Source organism: Halorubrum sp. AD140, from assembly GCF_034497445.1.
Lineage (GTDB): Archaea > Halobacteriota > Halobacteria > Halobacteriales > Haloferacaceae > Halorubrum.
This window is the reverse complement of the sequence record NZ_JAXRUU010000034.1, coordinates 1-16,745: the sequence shown is the minus strand read 5'-3', so window position 1 is coordinate 16,745 and position 16,745 is coordinate 1. Positions and strand designations below refer to the sequence as shown.

The following is a 16,745-nucleotide window of genomic DNA, read 5'->3' as shown; positions in this document are numbered from 1 at the left end:
ATCGGCCCCTGTGACCGACTTACCGCGACTGCCTGTAGATCAGGTTCCGCTGGATGTCGTTCGCGCCCTCGTAGATCACCGGGATGCGCACGTCGCGGTAGACGCGGGCGATCCGGCGGTCGGTCAGGATCGAGCGGCCGCCGTGGAGTTTCATCCCTTTCTCGGCGCAGTCGGCCGCGACCTCCGTGGACGTGGTCTTCGCCAGCGCGGCCCAGTATCCCGCGTCCTCGCCGTTCGCGACCTTCTCGCAGGCGCGCCAGTTGAGCGCGCGCGCCGACTCGAAACCGATCCGCATGTCGGCGAGCGTGTGCTGGACCGCCTGGAACTCGTTGACGGTGCGGCCGAAGGCGTTGCGCCCGTGGACGAACTCCTCGGCCTCCTCGATGGCGGCGGCGGCGAGCCCGAGCCCGTGACCGCCGACGACCACGCGGCCGTGATTGAAGAAGTCGGCGAGCACGTAGAAGCCGCCCCCCTCGCTGCCGACGACGTTCTCCTCGGGGACGAAGCAGTCCTCGAAGACGATGTGCCCCTGCTTGGAGGCGCGCATCCCCATCTTCTCGGGGATGTGTTCCGCCTCGTACCCCTCGCTGTCCGTCTCGACGATGAACAGGGTGTAGTTCGAGTAGCGGTCCTCTCCGTCGCCCGTCTTCGCGTAGACGGTGAGCCAGTCGGCCTCGACCGCGTTGCCGATCCAGTACTTCTCGCCGGTGAGTTCGTACCCGCCCTCGACTTTCTCGGCGCTCGTCGTCATCCCCGCGAGGTCGGAGCCGGTCTCGGGCTCCGAGACGGCGAGCCCCGATATCTGGTCGTTCTCCGCCACCGGACGGAGGTACTTCTCCTTCTGTTTGTCCGTGCCGTACCGCTCGACCATCTCGCAGCCGAAGCTCGCGAGCTGGAGGGTGAGCGCGATCCCGGCGTCGGCGCGGTAGAACTCCTCCGCGATCGCGAGCACCTGCGCGAGGTCGAACCCCCGCCCGCCGTACTCCTCGCCGAGGTCCTGCGCGACGAGCCCGGCGTCCATCCCCGCCTCCAGAACCTCCCACGGGTATTCGCCCGAAGAGTAGTACGACTCGGCGTTCGGCGCGATGTGCTCCGCGGCGAACTCCCGAGCCTCCGCCTTCACGTCGCGCGCGTGTTCCGGCACGACGCTGTCGTCGAGTAGGTCCATGCGTTATCCGAGGCCGCCGTGATGAAAACGTTCGTGGAACAACGAACAACGACGGGTTCGTTTATTCTCTACCGTCGCTCTCGTTCTCCTCGTCGTCTCCGTCGCCGTCGTCACCGTCGTCGCCACCATCGCTCTCGCCGTCTCCGTCGCTCCCGTCGTCCTCGTCGCCGGCCGCGCTCGCGACCTCCTCGGCGTCGTCGATCGGGACGGATCCCCCACTGTCGTCGCCAGCCACGTCGCCGTCGTCACCCACGCCGTCCTCGCCTGTCACGCCGTCGTCGTCCTCGCCGCCGCGCTCCGGCTCGGCCGGCTCGATCACGTCGGAGGGCTGCTCCGGGGGATCGGTCGGATCCGCGGGCTCGAAGCCCGCCGTCTCCAGCTCGGCCTCCGGGTCTCCTGTCAGCTCCCGTCCGCGCTCGCGGAGCACCTCCCGGGCGGCCTCACGGTCGACGGTTCCGGACACCGTCCGGGGAAGCTCGTCGACGAGCGCGACCGTCTTGGGGAGCTTGAACCCCGAGAGCCGCTCTCGGGCGAACGAGACGAGTGCCTCCTCGTCCATCGGGGGACCGATCCGATCGCCGACCGCGAGCAGCGCCGCGACCCGCTCGCCCCACACGCCGTCGTCGAGCCCCACGACGGCGGCGTCCTCGACCGTGGGGAACTCGCGGAGCACGTCCGTCACCTCTCCGGGCTTGACGTTCTCCCCGCCGCTGATGATCCGGTCGTCGAGCCGGTTGAGCACGTAGAGGTAGCCGTCCTCGTCGACCCGCCCGACGTCACCGGTGTGGAGCCCGTGCGGGCCGAACGCGGAGCGGTCCAGCCCGGCGGACGCTCCCCCGTCGTCCGGCGGGGGCTCCAAGTACCCCGGCGTCACCGTCGGTCCGTCGACGACGATCTCGCCGCTCCCGCCGGCATCGACCGGCGACCCGTCCTCGTCGACGACCGTCACGTCGGTGCCGAACAGCGGTCGTCCGACGGTGTCGAGCCGCCCCTTCGTCTGTGCGGGCGTGGCGGTCGCGATCTGGGAGGCGGACTCGGTCATTCCGTAGGTCGGGTACACCGGGATCGAGTAGTCGCGGCAGCGCTCCAACAGCTCGCTCGGCGCCGGCGCGCCGCCGAGCAACACGACGCGGAGCGTCTCCGAGAGGGTCCCTCGCCTGTCGAGCATCCGCTTCAGCATCGTCGGCACCAGCGACACCCCCGTCACGTCGTACGTGTCGATGTCGTCGGCGACGCCGCCCGGATCGAACCCCTCCCGGAGCACGAGCGCCGTCCCGTACAGCGCGGAGCGGTAGACGGGCGCGAGCCCGCCCATGTGGTGGAGCGAGAGGGACACGAGCCAGCGGTCGTCGGGATCGACCCCGAGCCGGAACGCGGAGGCGACCGCGGAGCTGTACACGTTGCCCGCGGTGAGCGGAACCGGCTTGGGCTCCCCAGTGGTCCCCGAGGTGAAGAGGACGCAGAGCTGGTCGGAAACTCCCCACTCCGGTGGATCGACCGGCGCCGGCTCGGCGTCGTGGACGGCGGTGACGGCCTCGTCTCCCGGGTCGTCGACGGAGAACAGCGGCGTGCCCGCGATCCCGTCAACTGCCGCCAGCGCCTCGTCCTCGGTCGGTTCCGCGCACACGACCGCCGCGAGGTCCACGCGCTCGATCCGCGCCGAGAGCTCGCGCCGCGTGAGGCCCTCGCCGAGGGGGACGAACGTCGCGCCGATCCGCATCGCCGCGTGGATCAGCCCGACGGTCCCGACGTACGGCGGGGTGAGGACGCCGAGCCTGTCACCCGCCTCGATCCCGTGGGCGGCGAGCCGTCCGGCCGTCTCCGAGACGAGCCGGTCGAGGTCGGTGTACGTCCACGACTCGCCGTCTTCGGCTCGCACGAGCGCGACGTCGTCCGGCGAGGACGCGACGCGGTGTGAGAGCCAGTCGCGCATCGGGATCACCCGCGACGCGGTGCGGGCTCACTCATCGGTCGGCTGTCGCACGGTCAGGACCGGCACGTCCGAGGTCCGGACGACCCGCTCCGTGACGCTGCCGAGCAGGTACCGGTCGAGCCCCTTCCGGCCGTGCGTTCCCATCACGACCATGTCGACGTCGTGCTCGTCGACGTAGTCGCGGATCGAGCGGTACGCGGTCCCCGTGGCGACCGTCGTCTCGCAGTCGACGCCCGCGGCGGCGGCGGCGTCAGCGACCCGCTGGGTGGCCTCCTTCCCTTCGGACTTGAGCGCGTCGACGACGACCTCCGCGCCCGCCTCGAGCGTCGAGTACGCCGCCCCGTCGACGACGTACAGCGCGTGCAGTCGGGCGCCGTACTGCTCGGCAAGGTCGATGGCGTGCTCGATCGCGGCATCCGACGCGGGGCTGCCGTCCGTCGGAACGAGAATCTGAGAGTACATCTCGTCGAGAGCTACGCTCGGTATCGATTAAAAACCCTACCACGGGGACCGGCCGGCGGGATTCGCCGCCGCTACCGGAACCCCATCGCTTCGATCTGCTCTTGGTACCGGTTGCGGATGGTGACCTCGGTGACCTGCGCGACGTCGGCGACCTCGCGCTGGGTCTTCTTCTCGTTACAGAGGAGGGACGCGGCGTAGATGGCGGCGGCGGCGAATCCGGTCGGGGACTTCCCGGAGAGCAGCCCCTGTTCGGCGGAGACGTCGATGATCTCGGTCGCCTTGGACTGGACCTCCTCGCTGAGCTGGAGCGCGGACGCGAAGCGCGGCACGAACTGCTTGGGGTCGACCGGCTTCAGTTCGAGCCCGAGTTCCTGTGAGATGTAGCGATACGTCCGACCGATCTCCTTCTGGGGCACCCGCGAGACGTCCGCGACCTCGTCGAGCGAGCGGGGAATTCCCTCCTGCCGGCAGGCGGCGTAGAGCGCGGCGGTGGAGACGCCCTCGATGGAGCGGCCGCGGATGAGGTCCTCGTTGAGGGCGCGGCGGTAGATGACGGAGGCGACCTCTCGTACCGATCGGGGGACGCCGAGCGCGCTGGCCATGCGGTCGATCTCCGAGAGCGCGAACTGGAGGTTGCGCTCGCCGGCGTCCTTCGTCCGGATCCGCTCTTGCCACTTGCGCAGGCGGTGCATCTGCGAGCGCTTCTCCGAGGAGAGCGACCGCCCGTACGCGTCCTTGTCCTTCCAGTCGATCGTCGTCGTCAGCCCCTTGTCGTGCATCGTCTCGGTGATCGGGGCGCCGACGCGCGACTTCGACTGCCGCTCGGAGTGGTTGAACGCCCGCCACTCCGGGCCGCGGTCGATGTTCTGCTCGTCCAAAACCAGCCCGCAGTCCTCACACACGAGCTCCTGGTCCGCGTCGGTGACGATCTCGGTCGACTTACACTCCGGACAGGAGAGCGTCTCCGTCTCGTCCGACTCTCGCTCGGTGTCCCGCTCCTGTTGACGCTGGCGGCTCGGACGTTCCATTATAAGGTTTCTGGTTACTGCCGCATTTAAACCTTTGTCCCGGATCCGCGACGACCCCCGGCTCGGGCGATCGCCGATTCGCCCCGCAGCATTCGCTACAGGCCGTGAGTGCCCCGAAACAGTCGCTCTCTCGGGGACGCGATAGGACCGCGATAGTCCGCCGCCGTACCCCCGAGAAAACGAAAGGTGACTGCGGAGACGTCCCCACAAATTATTACTACTATACATTCACAAAGACTTTTGTATTACTATAACATATCGGCTGGCATGAGCACGACGCAGTCCGACGCGATCGAATCGACGCTCCGCGGCTGTCGGCCGGCGGAAATCGAGCCGATCGCCATCGATGCCGGAGATCTGGAAAGCACGGCGCCCGGACACCTTCGGGACCTGAAGGCGGAGCTGTCGGCCCGCGGGTACCAGCCGGCGACGCTGTCGGTCGAGGCCTGCTTCGACTGCGGCGACACGCTGTCGACGCAGCGCGAGGCTGACCGGCTCCGCGAGCTCGTCCGCGCCGCGTCGTTCCTCGGCGCCGGTCGGATCGAGATCCGGCTCGACGAGGTCGCGGACCCGGACGCGACGGAGCCTGCGCTGTCGGCGCTCTCCGAGCGCGCCCGCCGCGAGGGTGTCGAGCTCGTCCGGACCGGCGACGACGCGACCGCGGCCTGACGGATGGCGTCGAAACGCTCGCTCGCGACGAAGCTCGGCGTCGTCGCCGGCTTCGAGGAGCCCCGCGTCGCGCTCGAACAGTACCCGACGCCGCCCGACCTCGCCGCCCACGTGGTCCACCTCGCCGACCTCCACGGCGACGTCGACGGACGGACCGTCCTCGACCTCGGGGCCGGCACGGGTATGCTCGCCCTCGCCGCCGCCCTCCGAGGGCCCGCCCGCGTCTTCGGCGTCGAACTGGACCGCGCCGCGCTGGCGACCGCGACCGCCAACCAGCGTCGGGTCGCCGCGAGCGCCCCCGTCCACTGGATCCAGGCCGACGCGACGCGCCTCCCGCTCGACGTCCCCGACCCCGTCACCGTCGTGATGAACCCGCCGTTCGGCGCGCAGGACGGGAACCGCAACGCTGACCGCGGGTTTCTGGCGACGGCGAGCCGCGTCGCGACCGTCTCGTACTCGGTCCACAACGCCGGCAGCCGGGAGTTCGTCGAGGCGTTCGCGGCCGACAACGGCGGCGAGGTGACCCACGCGTTCGCGGTCGACTTCGCGGTCGACGCGCAGTTCGACCACCACGCGGAGGACTCTCGCGAGCTCGACGCTGAGGTCTATCGGATCGAGTGGACCTGAACGGTCGTCGGCGCTCCCCGTCCCCGCCTCACTTCCCGCCTGCACCCCCTCTTCGCCTCACTGCCGCCCCTCGTACCGCTCCCGCTCCGCGATCCGCACCCGCGTCTCCCCGCGCTCGGCGAACACGGCGTCGTCCTCGCGGACGAACGCGACTCCCCGTAGCGTCACCGACTCGTTTTCCGTCGGCACGGGCGCGACCGCGGTCCCGTCGGCGTGGTCGACGCGCAGTTCGAACCCGCCCTCGACGGCGGCGACCGTCACGTTTCGCCCGTCTATCCGCGGCTCCGCCCGCACCGGCTCGCTGGTGAACAGCGTCGAGCGCGTCTCGTTCCGTATCGCGTCGACCCGGTAGGCCGGGTCGGCGTTCGCCACCTCCCAGCCGGTGCGCTGGACCCAGACGGTCTCGCGCCACCCCGTTCCGCCCACGTCGACCGCGCGGTAGCCCCAGAACTCGAGGTTCCCTCGGGTGACCGGGGTCGTCCAGATCTCCCGGTCCGCGCTCTTCACGATCACGCCGGAGGTGTTGACGCTCGTCGACCGGCCGAACGCCTCGACGTCGACGACGCTGACCGCCTGGTTCTCGACGTTCTCGGCGTACGTCACCTGGTACCCGTCGATCTCGATCGGGTCGCCCGGTAGGTCGCCCTCCTCGACCGCGACGAGGTTCGGGACGACGCCGGGGCCCGCGACGGCCGCGAGCGCCGACACGAGCAGGAGCAGCCCGACCGCGGCGGGCGTCGCCGACCGCGCCCCCTCGCGGAGCGTCTCCGGCTCCGGCACCGCCCGCTCCGGCCACAGCGGGTCGTCCCGGCCGGCGACCGCGAGGGCGACGATCGCCGCCAGGACCGCGAGCAGCCCGACCCCGACGGCGCGGTACAGCTCGTACCGCTCGTTCCCGAGGTACCAGTACACCGCCCAGAGCCGACGCGACGCGCCGAACAGGAGGACCGCGCCGAACGCGACGAGCGCGGTCCTTCGCGAGTCGTCGCCGTCGCCGCCATCATCGATCCCGTTCCTCCTCCGACGCCGGACGAGCCACGCCGCGGCGGCGATCCCGGCGATCAGTCCGAGCGCGTGTCCCTGTATCGCGACGTTCGCCCAGCCGGGCGGCCCGTACGACCCGCTCGCCTCGCCGACGGTGACCGGGTTTCGGAGGGTCTCGTACGCCACGTTCAGGAGCGTCGATCCCGTCAGCGCCGCGACGGTCCCGATCGGGTGGAAGACGAGCGCGAACCCCCACAGCGCGAAGACGACGCCCGAGAAGCCGATCACCGGTCCCAGCGCGAACAGCGAGGCGACGAGCCCGAACCCGACCGCCGCGCCCGGGACGATCGCGAACGCCCGGACGTACGGGTTTCTCGCGAGCGACTCGCCCCGTGCTCGCGACGCGCTCGCGACGATCGAGCGTGCAGCGTCACGCGGGTCGAGAGACCTCCCGACCGCGGAGAGCCCCTCCGACCGCAGTTCTCGGAGCCGCGCGCGCGACGGCAGGATCGACCGCACCGTCCCGGTGTCGTCGTCGACGTCCCGTCCGCCCGGGAAGTGGCCGTACGCGTACTCGGCGATCCCGCCCGCGACGAGCGCCGACAGCAGGTTCCCCGTGATGTGCCCCCGGTTCGCGTGCGCGAAGCTCGACCAGAGGAGCCCCTCTGGGTAGAAGTACGACCACGAGCGGAACGGGATCACGACGGGTCGGCTCGGGTTCTCCAGCCCGCTCTGGACGAACAGGTAGACGCCGACGACGCCGGCGACGACGACGAGCGTTCCCCACGGAACGCCGAGCAGGAGCCGCGAGCGGAGCGCGCGGGTCCACGCGCCGTCGGGTCGGTCGGTTTCGTACACGACCACGAGCGCGACGGCGACGAGCGCGCCGCCGACCGCGAGGTGGACGGCGTCGGACGTCAGCGCCTCCGCGACCATGTGGTAGAGGGAGCGGGCGACCGCATATCAATCCGCGGGTCGGAGAATTCGTGGGCGACCGGAGGCGGTCGGGGGAGAGGCCCTCAGATCTTGTTCTCGGCGTCGTCGGCGAGCTCCTCCATCCGCTTGCCGACGCGGCCCGCGGGGGAGAACTCGTCCTCGCTCATCGCGTTCGCCAGCGCGTTGCCGAGCACGAACACGGCGTGTTTGTGCTCGCTCTTCGACTTGTGAACGTGCGAGGGGTCGACGTCCAGCTCGTCGTACGGGTCGAAAAGCGAGCTGTCGACGGTCTCGTGCGAACGGAAGTGCTCCATGATCGTCACCATCTGTTCGTGGAGCTCGAGGAGTTCGTCCTTGTGCATGCCCCGGGGTACGAGCCGTAGGCCCTTTAAGCGTTGTTGAGGGGCATACGCACGGCTCTGTGGCGTCGTCGGGGCGGACACCGAACCAAAAGGGCGCCACCCGAACCGCGTCAGAACACGTACTCGTCTTCGTGACCCATCATCCCTTCGTCCTCGAACCCGCCGGAGTCGTCTTCGTCTCTCGGACCGCTCGTCTTGTACGCCTTGATCCCCGTCGACAGGAGCTCTTCGACCGCCTCCTCGCGGTTGAGAAACTCTCCTTGCTCGACCATCTGGGCGATCTGCATCTCCAGATGCTCCGGCACGGTAATCTCTACTCGTGGCATTTCCTGCCCGGGAGTAATGGCAATGGGTATATAAATGTGGCGTCGGCGATACGGATATTCGAAAGCGTACAGGGGCACTACTGAAAGTATGATTCGTGGTTTTAGAATAGCTGTTAGATGTATACGAATTAGTGATGTCTTATCGATACTTCTCTTGCCGCATCCGCCGCCGCTCGATCCGGGTGCGGGCGAGTCACGCCGAAGAACGACACGCCTAGGTGGGCGCGAGCCGTATCGCTCGCCATGACCGGCCACGGCGAGGCGGACGCCGCTGTCGACGGCGCCGTCGAGGACCTCACCGACCTCTACCGCGAGTACGGCGACGACCGACTCCCGCCCGGGCAGCGCGAGACCGACCGCTTCCCGGTGCTCTCGAAGACCGGAACGCCCTCGGTAGCGCCCGAGGAGTTCGCCTTCGAGGTCTGGGGCGCCGTCGACGAGGCGCTCGCGTACTCGCTGTCCGAGTTCCGCGACCTGCCAGCCGTCACCCAGAACCAGGACTTCCACTGTGTGACGGGGTGGAGCAAGTTCGACTGCGCGTTCACCGGCGTCGAGTTCGGCGAGATAGCCGACCGGGCGGGCGTCCACGAGGACGTCGAGCACGTCCTGTTCCACGCGCTCGACGGCTACACGACCAACCTCCCGCTCGACGAGTGCACGCGCGAGGGCGTCCTCTTCGCGTACGGCTACGACGGTGACGACCTCCCGGCGGACCACGGCGGCCCGATCCGGGTCGTCACGCCTCACAAGTACGCGTACAAGGGGGCGAAGTGGGTGTCGGGCGTCGAGTTCCGAACGGAGAAGGAGCTGGGCTACTGGGAGAAGCGCGGCTACAGCGACACGGCGAACCCCTGGCACGAGGAGCGGTACAGCTGACGGCCGACGTCCCCGCTCTGCGGGAGGAAGCGCGGTCGGCGGCCGCGGACCCCCGCGATAGTCAGGATAAAGGACCCCGGGCACCGAACTCCGCGCAATGGAACAGGCGCGATCCACGTCGTCTCCGCCCCTCGTCAGCCGCACGACCGGGATCGACGCGCCTCCGTTCGCGGCCGCGTTCGACGCGTTCCCGGCGCCGCGGACGACGTGGAGCGCGCCCGACGACGCCCGCGTGCTCGGGAGCGGCGCGGCCGCCGCGCTGACCGCGACGGGCCCGAACCGCTTCGCCGAGATCCGCTCCGCCGCTGCCGACCTGTTCGACTCCGGCGACGTCCACGCCGGCACCGAGGCCGCTCGCCCGCGGGTGTTCGGCGGGTTCGCCTTCCACGACGGCGCGTGCGACGGAGAGCCGTGGGGGCCCTTCCCCGAGGCGCGCTTCGTGCTCCCGCGCGTCCAGCTCACCGTCGCGGACAACGGGACGTGGCTCACGGTCAACGCGGTCGGGCCCGACGTCTCTGCCGACGCGGTCGAGAGGCGGCTCGCCGCCGAGGTCGACCGCCTCTCGGGGGTCGACGACGAGGCGGCCCGTCCCCCCCGTCCCGGCATCGCGGAGAGCCGCCGGACGACGAGCCGCGAGGCGTGGCGCGGGAGCGTCGAGGCCGCCGTCGACCGGATCCGCGACGGGGGCCTCCGGAAGGTCGTGCTGGCGCAGGCGCTCGAGGCCGACCTCGCCCGCGACTTCCCGCCGGCGGCGACGCTCGAACGCCTCGTCGAGAAGTACCCCGACTGCCACCGGTACTACTTCGAGCCCGACGGCGGCGAGAGCGCCTTCTTCGGCGCCACCCCGGAGCGGCTGGTCTCGCTGCGCGGCCGGACCGTGGAGACGGACGCGCTCGCGGGCACGACCGGGCGCGGCGAGACGCCGGCCGAAGACGAGTGGCTCGCGCAGGAGCTTCTCGATGACGACAAGAACGTCCACGAGCACGACCTCGTCGCCGACACCGTCCGCGCGCAGCTGGAGCCGTTCGCCGCCTCCGTCTCGGCCGGGACGCGGCGCGTCCGACGACTCGCCACGGTCCAGCACCTCCACACGCCGATCACCGCCGAGCTCCGCGCCGACCGGCACGTGCTCGACCTCGTCGAGGCCCTCCATCCGACCCCCGCGGTCGGCGGGCTGCCGCCGGACCGCGCGCTGGAGACGATCCACGAGACGGAGCCGTTCGACCGCGGCTGGTACGCCGCGCCCGTCGGCTGGATCGACGCCGCGGGGAACGGCGCCTTCGCGGTCGCGATCCGTTCGGCGGTCGCGACTCGGCGACGCGCCACGCTCTTCGCCGGCGTCGGCATCGTGGCGGACTCCGACCCCGACCGCGAGTGGGACGAAGTCCAGCTCAAGTACCGGCCGATCCTCGACGAGCTGGAGGCGAACGGCGAGTAAACGCCCGGTCGCGACCGGTCACTGGAACATCTTCAGCGGCTCGGCCTGCGAACTCTCCTCGTTGGCCTGCTGCATCCGCTCGGCGAAGTCCCGCTTCGCCTCCCTGATCTCCTCCGCCTGGTCGACGAGGCCGTCGGTCGGCGTCTCGGTCCCCGCGATCGGATCGATCCCGTCGCGGATGAGGACCCGCGCGGCCTCGGGATCGGGGAACTGCGGGTCCGACTCGACGACGAGACCGACGGCGTCGCGGTCGCGCTCCAGCGACTCCGCGAGCATCGCGCCCGTCGGCCCGGAGACGAGTCCGGCCTCCGGCGGGTCGTCGACGTCGGCGCGGTCGAGCGCGTCGCCGCCGTCGCCGGTCGCGACGCCGTACAGCGCCGGAGGGGCCTCGCCCTTTTCGTGGCCGAGTCCGGAGAGGAAGACCGGGAACGTGCCGGTCTCTTCGAACCACCCGTCGAGACAGCCGGCGACCTCGGTCGCGGCGCCGGGGTTCACCGGCACGTCGCTGCGGAGCGCGACGAGGTCGCGCTCCGCGTCGGCGTACAGCCGCACCGGCGTCGTCAGCGCTCGGTTGCCTTCGCGGTAGACGGCCACCCGCGGGAGGCCGTCGCAGTGGACGTTCGCGTAGTGGCCCAGCTCGTGCGCCTCGATCATGTGGTCTGTCGCGATCTTGCCGACGAGACCGACACCGGGGAACCCCTCCACCAGCGTCGGCTCGTCCAGCGAGACGTCGTCGTCGAGGACCGATATGCGTGCCATGTGCTGTCTTACGCCGAGCAGTGACCTAAAGATGAGGCGCGAGGACGTGACCGCGCGAGGCGTCTGCCCGCACCGTCCCGAAACCGACTAACGGGCCGGCGCGAAAGACGGGGCATGAATCCGTTAGCGCGGTACGAGCCGCTCGTCGACGACGCGGCGGCGTTCCGCGCGGCCTGCGACCGGCCGCTGCCGTCGGTCGTCCGCGTGAACGAGCTGGCGGCCTCGCCCGCTCGCGTCCGCGAGGCCTTCGACGAGGGGGACGTCCCGTACGGGCCCGTGGCGTGGCACGACGGTCTCTTCCGACTCCCCGACGGGAACCCCGGCGGGAACTGGCCGTACGTCCACGGCTGGACCCACGGACAGGAGGAGGTCTCCGCGTTGCCGGGGATCGCGCTCGACCCGCGACCCGGAGAGCGCGTCTGGGACGCCTGCGCGGCCCCCGGCAGCAAGACGACGCAGATCGCCGACGCGATGGACGACGAGGGCACCGTCGTCGCCAACGACAACAACCTCGGGCGGCTCTCCGCGCTCCGGCACAACGCCGAGCGACTCGGGGTGACGAATACTATCGTGACGAACCAGGACGCCCGAAACTTCTCGACGAAGCCCCTCGCGTTCGACGAGTTCGACGGGGCCCTCGTCGACGCCCCCTGCTCGTGTGAGGGAACCTGCCGGAAGAACCCGGACGTCGTCGACCAGTGGACGCTCGACCACGTCCACGCGGTCGCCGGGATCCAGAAGGGGATCTTGGCGCGCGCGGTGCAGGCGACACGCCCCGGCGGGACCGTCGTCTACTCCACCTGCACGTTCGCGCCCGAGGAGAACGAGGCGGTCCTCGATCACGTCCTCGCGACCGAGGACTGCGAGCTCGTCGACTTCGACCTCCCGCTCGACACGGTCCCCGGCGTCACCGAGTGGGAGGGCGAGACGTACGACGAGTCGGTGACGCGCGCTCACCGTGTGTACCCGCACCACAACGACACGGGCGGGTTCTTCTGTGCGAAGCTGCGGGTCGGTGGGGACGAGACCGATGTCGAGGGGGTCGGAGCGTGAGCGACGACGCCGGCTCCGACGGCGACGCGGACGTCCCCGCCAACGACGGCCAACAGTTCGACCGCCTCCCGGAGACCCCGGCCGACCGCGAGGTCGAGGGGCGCGCGAGCAGGCGGGAGGTGCTCGAGTGGTGGGAGGAGCGGTTCGGGATCGACCCGAGCGTCTTCGAAGGGTACAGCTTCTGGGAGAAGGGCGCCGGTAAGGTCTGGATCTTCAACGGCGAGGCGACCGACCCCAGCGAGGTGGAGGCGATAGGGATGACGTTCCTCCGGACGCGACAGGAGCACTGGAAACCGACCGGGCGGGCGGTCTCCCGGTTCGGGCATCACGCGACGAAGAACGTCGTCGAGCTGGACCCCGAGCGGGCGGCCCGGTTCGCGGCCGGCGAGGACCAGGACCTCCCCGAGTGGGACGGCGACTGGGGGTACCTGATCGCGACGCACGAGATCGCGGGCGGGCAAGCGCCGATCGGGGTCGGGCTCTACCTCTACGACGAGCTTCGGTCCGTCGTTCCCAAGGGGAGCCGCGCGGACCTGCCGGTCGTGGAGTGATCGGCGCAGCCGTCCGACCGAGTCGGTCGACGCGCGCCGCCGCCGACCCGAACCGCACGACACCGCCGGGACGAGCCGACCTCGGCGCACGCTTCGCTGCCATATATAGCCACGTTTCCCCTACGGTCGGCTCGTGACGGCCACGGGCCCGCACGGAGCCCTCATATAAGCGTTCAATAGCGGGCGACCGAGCCACCCGATCGTAATGGGCACGCCCGACGCGGACGCGCAAACGCCCCCCGAGACGCCCGCACCCGCGAACCAGTTCGACCGGCTCTGCCACCGGGTCAGCCGTCAGCCCGGCGGTCCAGACAGACACACGATATTTCCGCGCGACGTCGACGCGGAGCAACGGACGGTCAGGTGGCTGACGGTCGACGCCGCCTGTGTCGTCGACCTCGAGTCGGTCCGGTGACGAGCGACGCGCGCGAACCACGACCATCGGTGCCGCTGGCGCGTCCGGCGAGGAACGTCGACGGTCGGCGCCTCGGCTCCCGTCTCGCGACCGGTTCCCCCATGCACAGACGAAGGTTCATACGGCACACCGTCAGTCGAATCGCGACGCTCGTCGTCGCCGCCGTGGCGATCGACCCGATCGAAACCGCTCGGGCCGCCGGCTCGGCGTACGCGGCGGCGGGAACCGAAACGCCGGCCTCGCTCCCGACGGGCGTCTCCACGGGCGTCACGCGAGAGATCACGGGTGACGAATACCTCATGGAGTACCGCTGGGACGGCAGCGTGACGCCCGGGTGGACGCTCCGGTTCGGCGTCGGCCGGCGCGCATATCGGTCCGCCGCGCGGCGGACGCTCGGCTACGACACCGCGTTCGACGCCGCCCGCCGAAACCCGTTCGCCCGCGAGCTCGCCGCCGAGCTCGACACCGCGACGCCCACGGCTCCGCCGTCGGAAACCATGTCGCTCGACGTCCGGCGGTTCGATCGAGCGGTCGAGTTCGTTCGATCGCTCCCGTACCGCTCCGACTACGAGTCACAGAGCCTGCCGGACTACCACCGGACGGTCGAAGAGACGCTCGTCGACGGCTGCGGCGACTGCAAGGACCACACCTACCTGCTGGCCGGGCTCCTCTCTTACCCGCCGTTCGAGTACCGGACCGCGATGGTGTTCGTGCCGGACCACATGCTGCTCGGCGTCGCGAAGTCGGACCTGCCCGAGGCGTACGCCGATGCGCCCACGCTCGCGAACACGAACTACGTCGCCGTCGAGAGCGTGACCGGCGAGCCGATCGGCGAGTACGACGACGGTCCGGTTCTCGCGGTCTACGACGACGGGTTCGCGTACCTCGATCGGAGCGCCGTCGCGGACACCGCCGTCGACTTCCTCCGCGACCCCGCGGAGTTCGAGGTCGTCGCCGGCGCGTCCGGGTGACCGCCGCCGACTCGCGCCGCTCCGACTCACGTCGCCGCGGCCCGCCCGCCGCGTCTCTCTCGCGAAGCCGCTCTACGCGCCTTTCCTGCGAAGCGTCCCGCCCCCGAGCCCCTCCCACTCCACCCGAAACCCGAGCCGCGAGAGCGCGGCGCTCGCGTCGTCGATGCCGTGGTCGTCCAGCGCGGCTTCGGCCGCCGAGAGGGCCATGCCGGCCTCCAGCTCCTCCCCCGCGGCCGCCAGTATCGCCGGCCGAACGAGCGTCCGACCGACCAGCTCGTGGTCCGGGAACGACTTGTCCTCGATCGCCTCGACGCTCACGCCGTGCTCGTCGGCGAGGTCCTCCAACGAGATCGCGGCGGCGGCCGGCGACAGCGACGCGGGGAGGTCGGCGGCCGCGTCGGCGACGAACTCGGCCTCGTACTCGCGGAGCACGTCGACGACCGCCTTCACGCGGACGGTCCCCGAGTAGCTCACCACGCGGTGGTCGCGCGCGGCGATCTCCTCGCCGACGCCCAGGCTCTCGTCCACCGCGACCAGCAGGTCCACGTCCTCCACGTCCCTCAGCTGGCCGAGCTTCTTGTCGACGTACTCCGGCGTCCAGAACCCCATCACCTCGAAGAACAGCCGGAAGTCGGCGTGGTCGTAGTCGAACGCGAAGTCCGGGATCATCACCCGCGTGCCGGTCTCTAACGGCTCCGGCTCGCGCACGAGCGTCCAGTCGAGGTCGAGCCCGCGGAACCGCCCCGCGAAGTCGGCCTCGACGCCGCTGTCGAAGTCGGGCTCGGCGACGGGCTGGACGCCCGGCACGGTCACGTCGCCGTCGGAGAGGCGCATGGTGCGCTCGCGGCCGCGGTCGTCGATCGTCGCCGTCAGCTCCCACTCCGCCGACTCCGCGACGGTCCGGAGCAGGCGCGCGAAGGCGGTCCCGTACCGCCGGGTGTGCGAGAACAGCGCGTCGGGACCGGTGACAACGAGCTCCCGGCCCTCAGGAGTTTTCTCCAGCTCGTACATCAGCCGCAGGCGCTTCACCGCCGAGACGAGTCGCTTCGGATCGTTCGACCGCACCCGGACCTCGGTCGCGTCGAACAGGGCGGTCTGGGCCAGCGAGAGGTCGTACTGCTCGAGGAGCGAGTCCGGGTCCCACCGCACCTCGGCGTCGACGAGGACCTCGTTGACGTCGCGGTCGGCGTACAGCGAGGCCTCGACGTCGCCGGGGTCGATCCCGAGGGCGTCGGCGGCGCGGCCGACCGCGGTCTCCCGTTCTGCCTCCGTCGCGACACCGACCGCCTCGGCAGCCTCGAACGCGGCGCGCCGGACGCGACGCGGCGGCACGGGCGCCCGCGTCTCGAAGGCGCACTCCCGCTCGACGAGGGCGGCGAGCCCGCGGACCAGCTTGAAGTCCCCGTTGCGTCCGGCGGCGTCGGCCTCCAGCGCCTCCAGCGCGTCGTCGAGGTCGCCGCGGCGCTCGCCGACGTGGGCCTCGAACGCCCCCAGCACCTTCGCCGCGAGCGGGCGGTGCTCGCGGGTCGCGAACAGCGGGCGGTACCCGCCGCCCGCCCGCGAGACGCGCAGGAGGTCCTTGCGTAACACGCCGACAGGTTCGCGAGCGTCGACCTAAAACCGGCGGGTTCGTCGGGTGCGACACCCTTAACTCCGAAACCCGTCGATCAGGGCGTAATGGGTACCGACGCGGCGAGTGACGGGGACGACACCGGGAGCGACGACGACGAGCCCGAGGCGTTCGTCCGCACCTGCGAGGCGCTGGTCGACCGGATCCTCGCGGGCGAGGTTGACCGCGACGGCCTCGAGTCCGCCAAGCTCGACGCCTGCTCGGAGTTCTCCTCGCCGAAGGTCCCGAAGAACACCGAGATCCTCGACCACGCGCCCGCCGAGGCCCGCGACGACGTGATCGAGGTGGTCCAGCGCAAGCCCGTCCGGACCGCCTCGGGCGTCTCGCCGGTCGCGATCATGACCTCGCCGAAGCTCTGCCCGCACGGGAAGTGCCTCTACTGCCCCGGGGGACCGGCCTCGGAGTTCTCCTCCGCGCAGTCGTACACAGGCCACGAGCCCGCTGCGGCCCGCGGCGAGCAGAACGACTACGACCCGTACGGGCAGGTCACGCTCCGGCTCGAACAGCTCCGGAAGATCGGTCACCCGGTCGACAAGGTGGAGCTCATCCTGATGGGC

At 70.7% G+C, this 16,745-nt stretch carries 17 protein-coding genes and 1 pseudogene; 9 read left to right on the top strand and 9 right to left on the bottom strand.

Annotated elements, in window-relative coordinates; all coding sequences use genetic code 11:
* Nucleotides 1-19: 19 nt before the first annotated feature.
* The 4 genes from U4E84_RS10000 to U4E84_RS09985 all read right to left on the bottom strand — a co-directional run bounded on the left by U4E84_RS10000 (nucleotide 20) and on the right by U4E84_RS09985 (nucleotide 4,591).
* Entirely contained in the window at nucleotides 20-1,168 is a 1,149-nt protein-coding gene (locus U4E84_RS10000; RefSeq protein WP_322531948.1) for an acyl-CoA dehydrogenase family protein, read from the bottom strand.
* 61 nt (nucleotides 1,169-1,229) lie between these two features.
* Entirely contained in the window at nucleotides 1,230-3,101 is a 1,872-nt protein-coding gene (gene menE, locus U4E84_RS09995) for an o-succinylbenzoate--CoA ligase (RefSeq protein WP_322531947.1), read from the bottom strand.
* A gap of 27 nt (nucleotides 3,102-3,128) precedes the next feature.
* A complete protein-coding gene (locus U4E84_RS09990; RefSeq protein ID WP_322531946.1) occupies nucleotides 3,129-3,563 on the bottom strand; it encodes a universal stress protein in 435 nt (144 codons plus the stop codon).
* Between the two features lie 71 nt (nucleotides 3,564-3,634).
* Complete coding sequence (locus U4E84_RS09985; RefSeq protein WP_322531945.1) at nucleotides 3,635-4,591, bottom strand: transcription initiation factor IIB; 957 nt, start codon at nucleotides 4,589-4,591, stop codon at nucleotides 3,635-3,637.
* A gap of 267 nt (nucleotides 4,592-4,858) precedes the next feature.
* On the opposite strand from U4E84_RS09985, the gene U4E84_RS09980 reads away from it, so the two are divergent.
* Nucleotides 4,859-5,260 (top strand): hypothetical protein, encoded by a 402-nt coding sequence (locus U4E84_RS09980; protein ID WP_322531944.1) that lies wholly within the window; start codon nucleotides 4,859-4,861, stop codon nucleotides 5,258-5,260.
* A 3-nt stretch (nucleotides 5,261-5,263) separates the two neighbouring features.
* Nucleotides 5,264-5,887, top strand: coding sequence for an METTL5 family protein (locus U4E84_RS09975; protein WP_322531943.1), 624 nt, complete (start codon nucleotides 5,264-5,266; stop codon nucleotides 5,885-5,887).
* 57 nt (nucleotides 5,888-5,944) lie between these two features.
* Here U4E84_RS09975 and U4E84_RS09970 read toward each other — a convergent pair whose 3' ends face one another.
* From U4E84_RS09970 to U4E84_RS09960, 3 genes are all read right to left on the bottom strand, one after another.
* The gene (locus U4E84_RS09970) at nucleotides 5,945-7,807 is read right to left on the bottom strand and encodes a rhomboid family protein (protein ID WP_322531942.1); all 1,863 of its coding nucleotides are present in this window, start codon (nucleotides 7,805-7,807) and stop codon (nucleotides 5,945-5,947) included.
* Nucleotides 7,808-7,890: 83 nt separating this feature from the next.
* Nucleotides 7,891-8,169, bottom strand: coding sequence for a UPF0058 family protein (locus tag U4E84_RS09965; protein ID WP_007999749.1), 279 nt, complete (start codon nucleotides 8,167-8,169; stop codon nucleotides 7,891-7,893).
* Nucleotides 8,170-8,279: 110 nt separating this feature from the next.
* Entirely contained in the window at nucleotides 8,280-8,495 is a 216-nt protein-coding gene (locus U4E84_RS09960) for a cell surface protein (RefSeq protein ID WP_094522403.1), read from the bottom strand.
* 243 nt (nucleotides 8,496-8,738) lie between these two features.
* Here U4E84_RS09960 and U4E84_RS09955 point away from each other — a divergent pair, with 243 nt between their 5' ends.
* Nucleotides 8,739-9,371, top strand: coding sequence for a molybdopterin-dependent oxidoreductase (locus U4E84_RS09955; RefSeq protein WP_322531941.1), 633 nt, complete (start codon nucleotides 8,739-8,741; stop codon nucleotides 9,369-9,371).
* A gap of 97 nt (nucleotides 9,372-9,468) precedes the next feature.
* Nucleotides 9,469-10,809: an isochorismate synthase gene (locus U4E84_RS09950; RefSeq protein WP_322531940.1), complete on the top strand. Its 1,341-nt coding sequence runs from the start codon at nucleotides 9,469-9,471 to the stop codon at nucleotides 10,807-10,809.
* A gap of 18 nt (nucleotides 10,810-10,827) precedes the next feature.
* Here the strand turns inward: U4E84_RS09950 and U4E84_RS09945 are convergent, their stop codons facing one another.
* Entirely contained in the window at nucleotides 10,828-11,568 is a 741-nt protein-coding gene (locus U4E84_RS09945) for a PAC2 family protein (protein ID WP_322531939.1), read from the bottom strand.
* Between the two features lie 114 nt (nucleotides 11,569-11,682).
* Between U4E84_RS09945 and U4E84_RS09940 the strand changes: the two genes are divergently transcribed.
* The 4 genes from U4E84_RS09940 to U4E84_RS09925 all read left to right on the top strand — a co-directional run bounded on the left by U4E84_RS09940 (nucleotide 11,683) and on the right by U4E84_RS09925 (nucleotide 14,558).
* The gene (locus U4E84_RS09940; protein ID WP_322531938.1) at nucleotides 11,683-12,621 is read left to right on the top strand and encodes an RsmB/NOP family class I SAM-dependent RNA methyltransferase; all 939 of its coding nucleotides are present in this window, start codon (nucleotides 11,683-11,685) and stop codon (nucleotides 12,619-12,621) included.
* Nucleotides 12,618-13,172 (top strand): hypothetical protein, encoded by a 555-nt coding sequence (locus U4E84_RS09935; protein WP_322531937.1) that lies wholly within the window; start codon nucleotides 12,618-12,620, stop codon nucleotides 13,170-13,172. The genes U4E84_RS09940 and U4E84_RS09935 overlap by 4 nt, the downstream gene beginning before the upstream one ends.
* Nucleotides 13,173-13,377: 205 nt before the next feature.
* Complete coding sequence (locus U4E84_RS09930; protein ID WP_322531936.1) at nucleotides 13,378-13,587, top strand: hypothetical protein; 210 nt, start codon at nucleotides 13,378-13,380, stop codon at nucleotides 13,585-13,587.
* A 101-nt stretch (nucleotides 13,588-13,688) separates the two neighbouring features.
* Complete coding sequence (locus U4E84_RS09925; RefSeq protein WP_322531935.1) at nucleotides 13,689-14,558, top strand: hypothetical protein; 870 nt, start codon at nucleotides 13,689-13,691, stop codon at nucleotides 14,556-14,558.
* Between the two features lie 72 nt (nucleotides 14,559-14,630).
* On the opposite strand, the gene U4E84_RS09920 is transcribed toward U4E84_RS09925, so the two are convergent.
* Nucleotides 14,631-16,148 (bottom strand): DUF790 family protein, encoded by a 1,518-nt coding sequence (locus U4E84_RS09920; protein WP_322531934.1) that lies wholly within the window; start codon nucleotides 16,146-16,148, stop codon nucleotides 14,631-14,633.
* Between the two features lie 87 nt (nucleotides 16,149-16,235).
* Between U4E84_RS09920 and U4E84_RS09915 the strand changes: the two are divergent.
* Nucleotides 16,236-16,745 (top strand): annotated as a pseudogene (locus U4E84_RS09915) (tRNA uridine(34) 5-carboxymethylaminomethyl modification radical SAM/GNAT enzyme Elp3); the annotation flags it as partial.

What these genes read in the sequence shown, in the direction of transcription:
- U4E84_RS10000 (WP_322531948.1), bottom strand. Translation starts at nt 1,168, where the DNA reads ATGGACCTACTCGACGACAGCGTCGTGCCGGAACACGCGCGCGACGTG.
- menE (WP_322531947.1), bottom strand. Translation starts at nt 3,101, where the DNA reads ATGCGCGACTGGCTCTCACACCGCGTCGCGTCCTCGCCGGACGACGTC.
- U4E84_RS09990 (WP_322531946.1), bottom strand. Translation starts at nt 3,563, where the DNA reads ATGTACTCTCAGATTCTCGTTCCGACGGACGGCAGCCCCGCGTCGGAT.
- U4E84_RS09985 (WP_322531945.1), bottom strand. Translation starts at nt 4,591, where the DNA reads ATGGAACGTCCGAGCCGCCAGCGTCAACAGGAGCGGGACACCGAGCGA.
- U4E84_RS09980 (WP_322531944.1), top strand. Translation starts at nt 4,859, where the DNA reads ATGAGCACGACGCAGTCCGACGCGATCGAATCGACGCTCCGCGGCTGT.
- U4E84_RS09975 (WP_322531943.1), top strand. Translation starts at nt 5,264, where the DNA reads ATGGCGTCGAAACGCTCGCTCGCGACGAAGCTCGGCGTCGTCGCCGGC.
- U4E84_RS09970 (WP_322531942.1), bottom strand. Translation starts at nt 7,807, where the DNA reads ATGGTCGCGGAGGCGCTGACGTCCGACGCCGTCCACCTCGCGGTCGGC.
- U4E84_RS09965 (WP_007999749.1), bottom strand. Translation starts at nt 8,169, where the DNA reads ATGCACAAGGACGAACTCCTCGAGCTCCACGAACAGATGGTGACGATC.
- U4E84_RS09960 (WP_094522403.1), bottom strand. Translation starts at nt 8,495, where the DNA reads ATGCCACGAGTAGAGATTACCGTGCCGGAGCATCTGGAGATGCAGATC.
- U4E84_RS09955 (WP_322531941.1), top strand. Translation starts at nt 8,739, where the DNA reads ATGACCGGCCACGGCGAGGCGGACGCCGCTGTCGACGGCGCCGTCGAG.
- U4E84_RS09950 (WP_322531940.1), top strand. Translation starts at nt 9,469, where the DNA reads ATGGAACAGGCGCGATCCACGTCGTCTCCGCCCCTCGTCAGCCGCACG.
- U4E84_RS09945 (WP_322531939.1), bottom strand. Translation starts at nt 11,568, where the DNA reads ATGGCACGCATATCGGTCCTCGACGACGACGTCTCGCTGGACGAGCCG.
- U4E84_RS09940 (WP_322531938.1), top strand. Translation starts at nt 11,683, where the DNA reads ATGAATCCGTTAGCGCGGTACGAGCCGCTCGTCGACGACGCGGCGGCG.
- U4E84_RS09930 (WP_322531936.1), top strand. Translation starts at nt 13,378, where the DNA reads ATGGGCACGCCCGACGCGGACGCGCAAACGCCCCCCGAGACGCCCGCA.
- U4E84_RS09925 (WP_322531935.1), top strand. Translation starts at nt 13,689, where the DNA reads ATGCACAGACGAAGGTTCATACGGCACACCGTCAGTCGAATCGCGACG.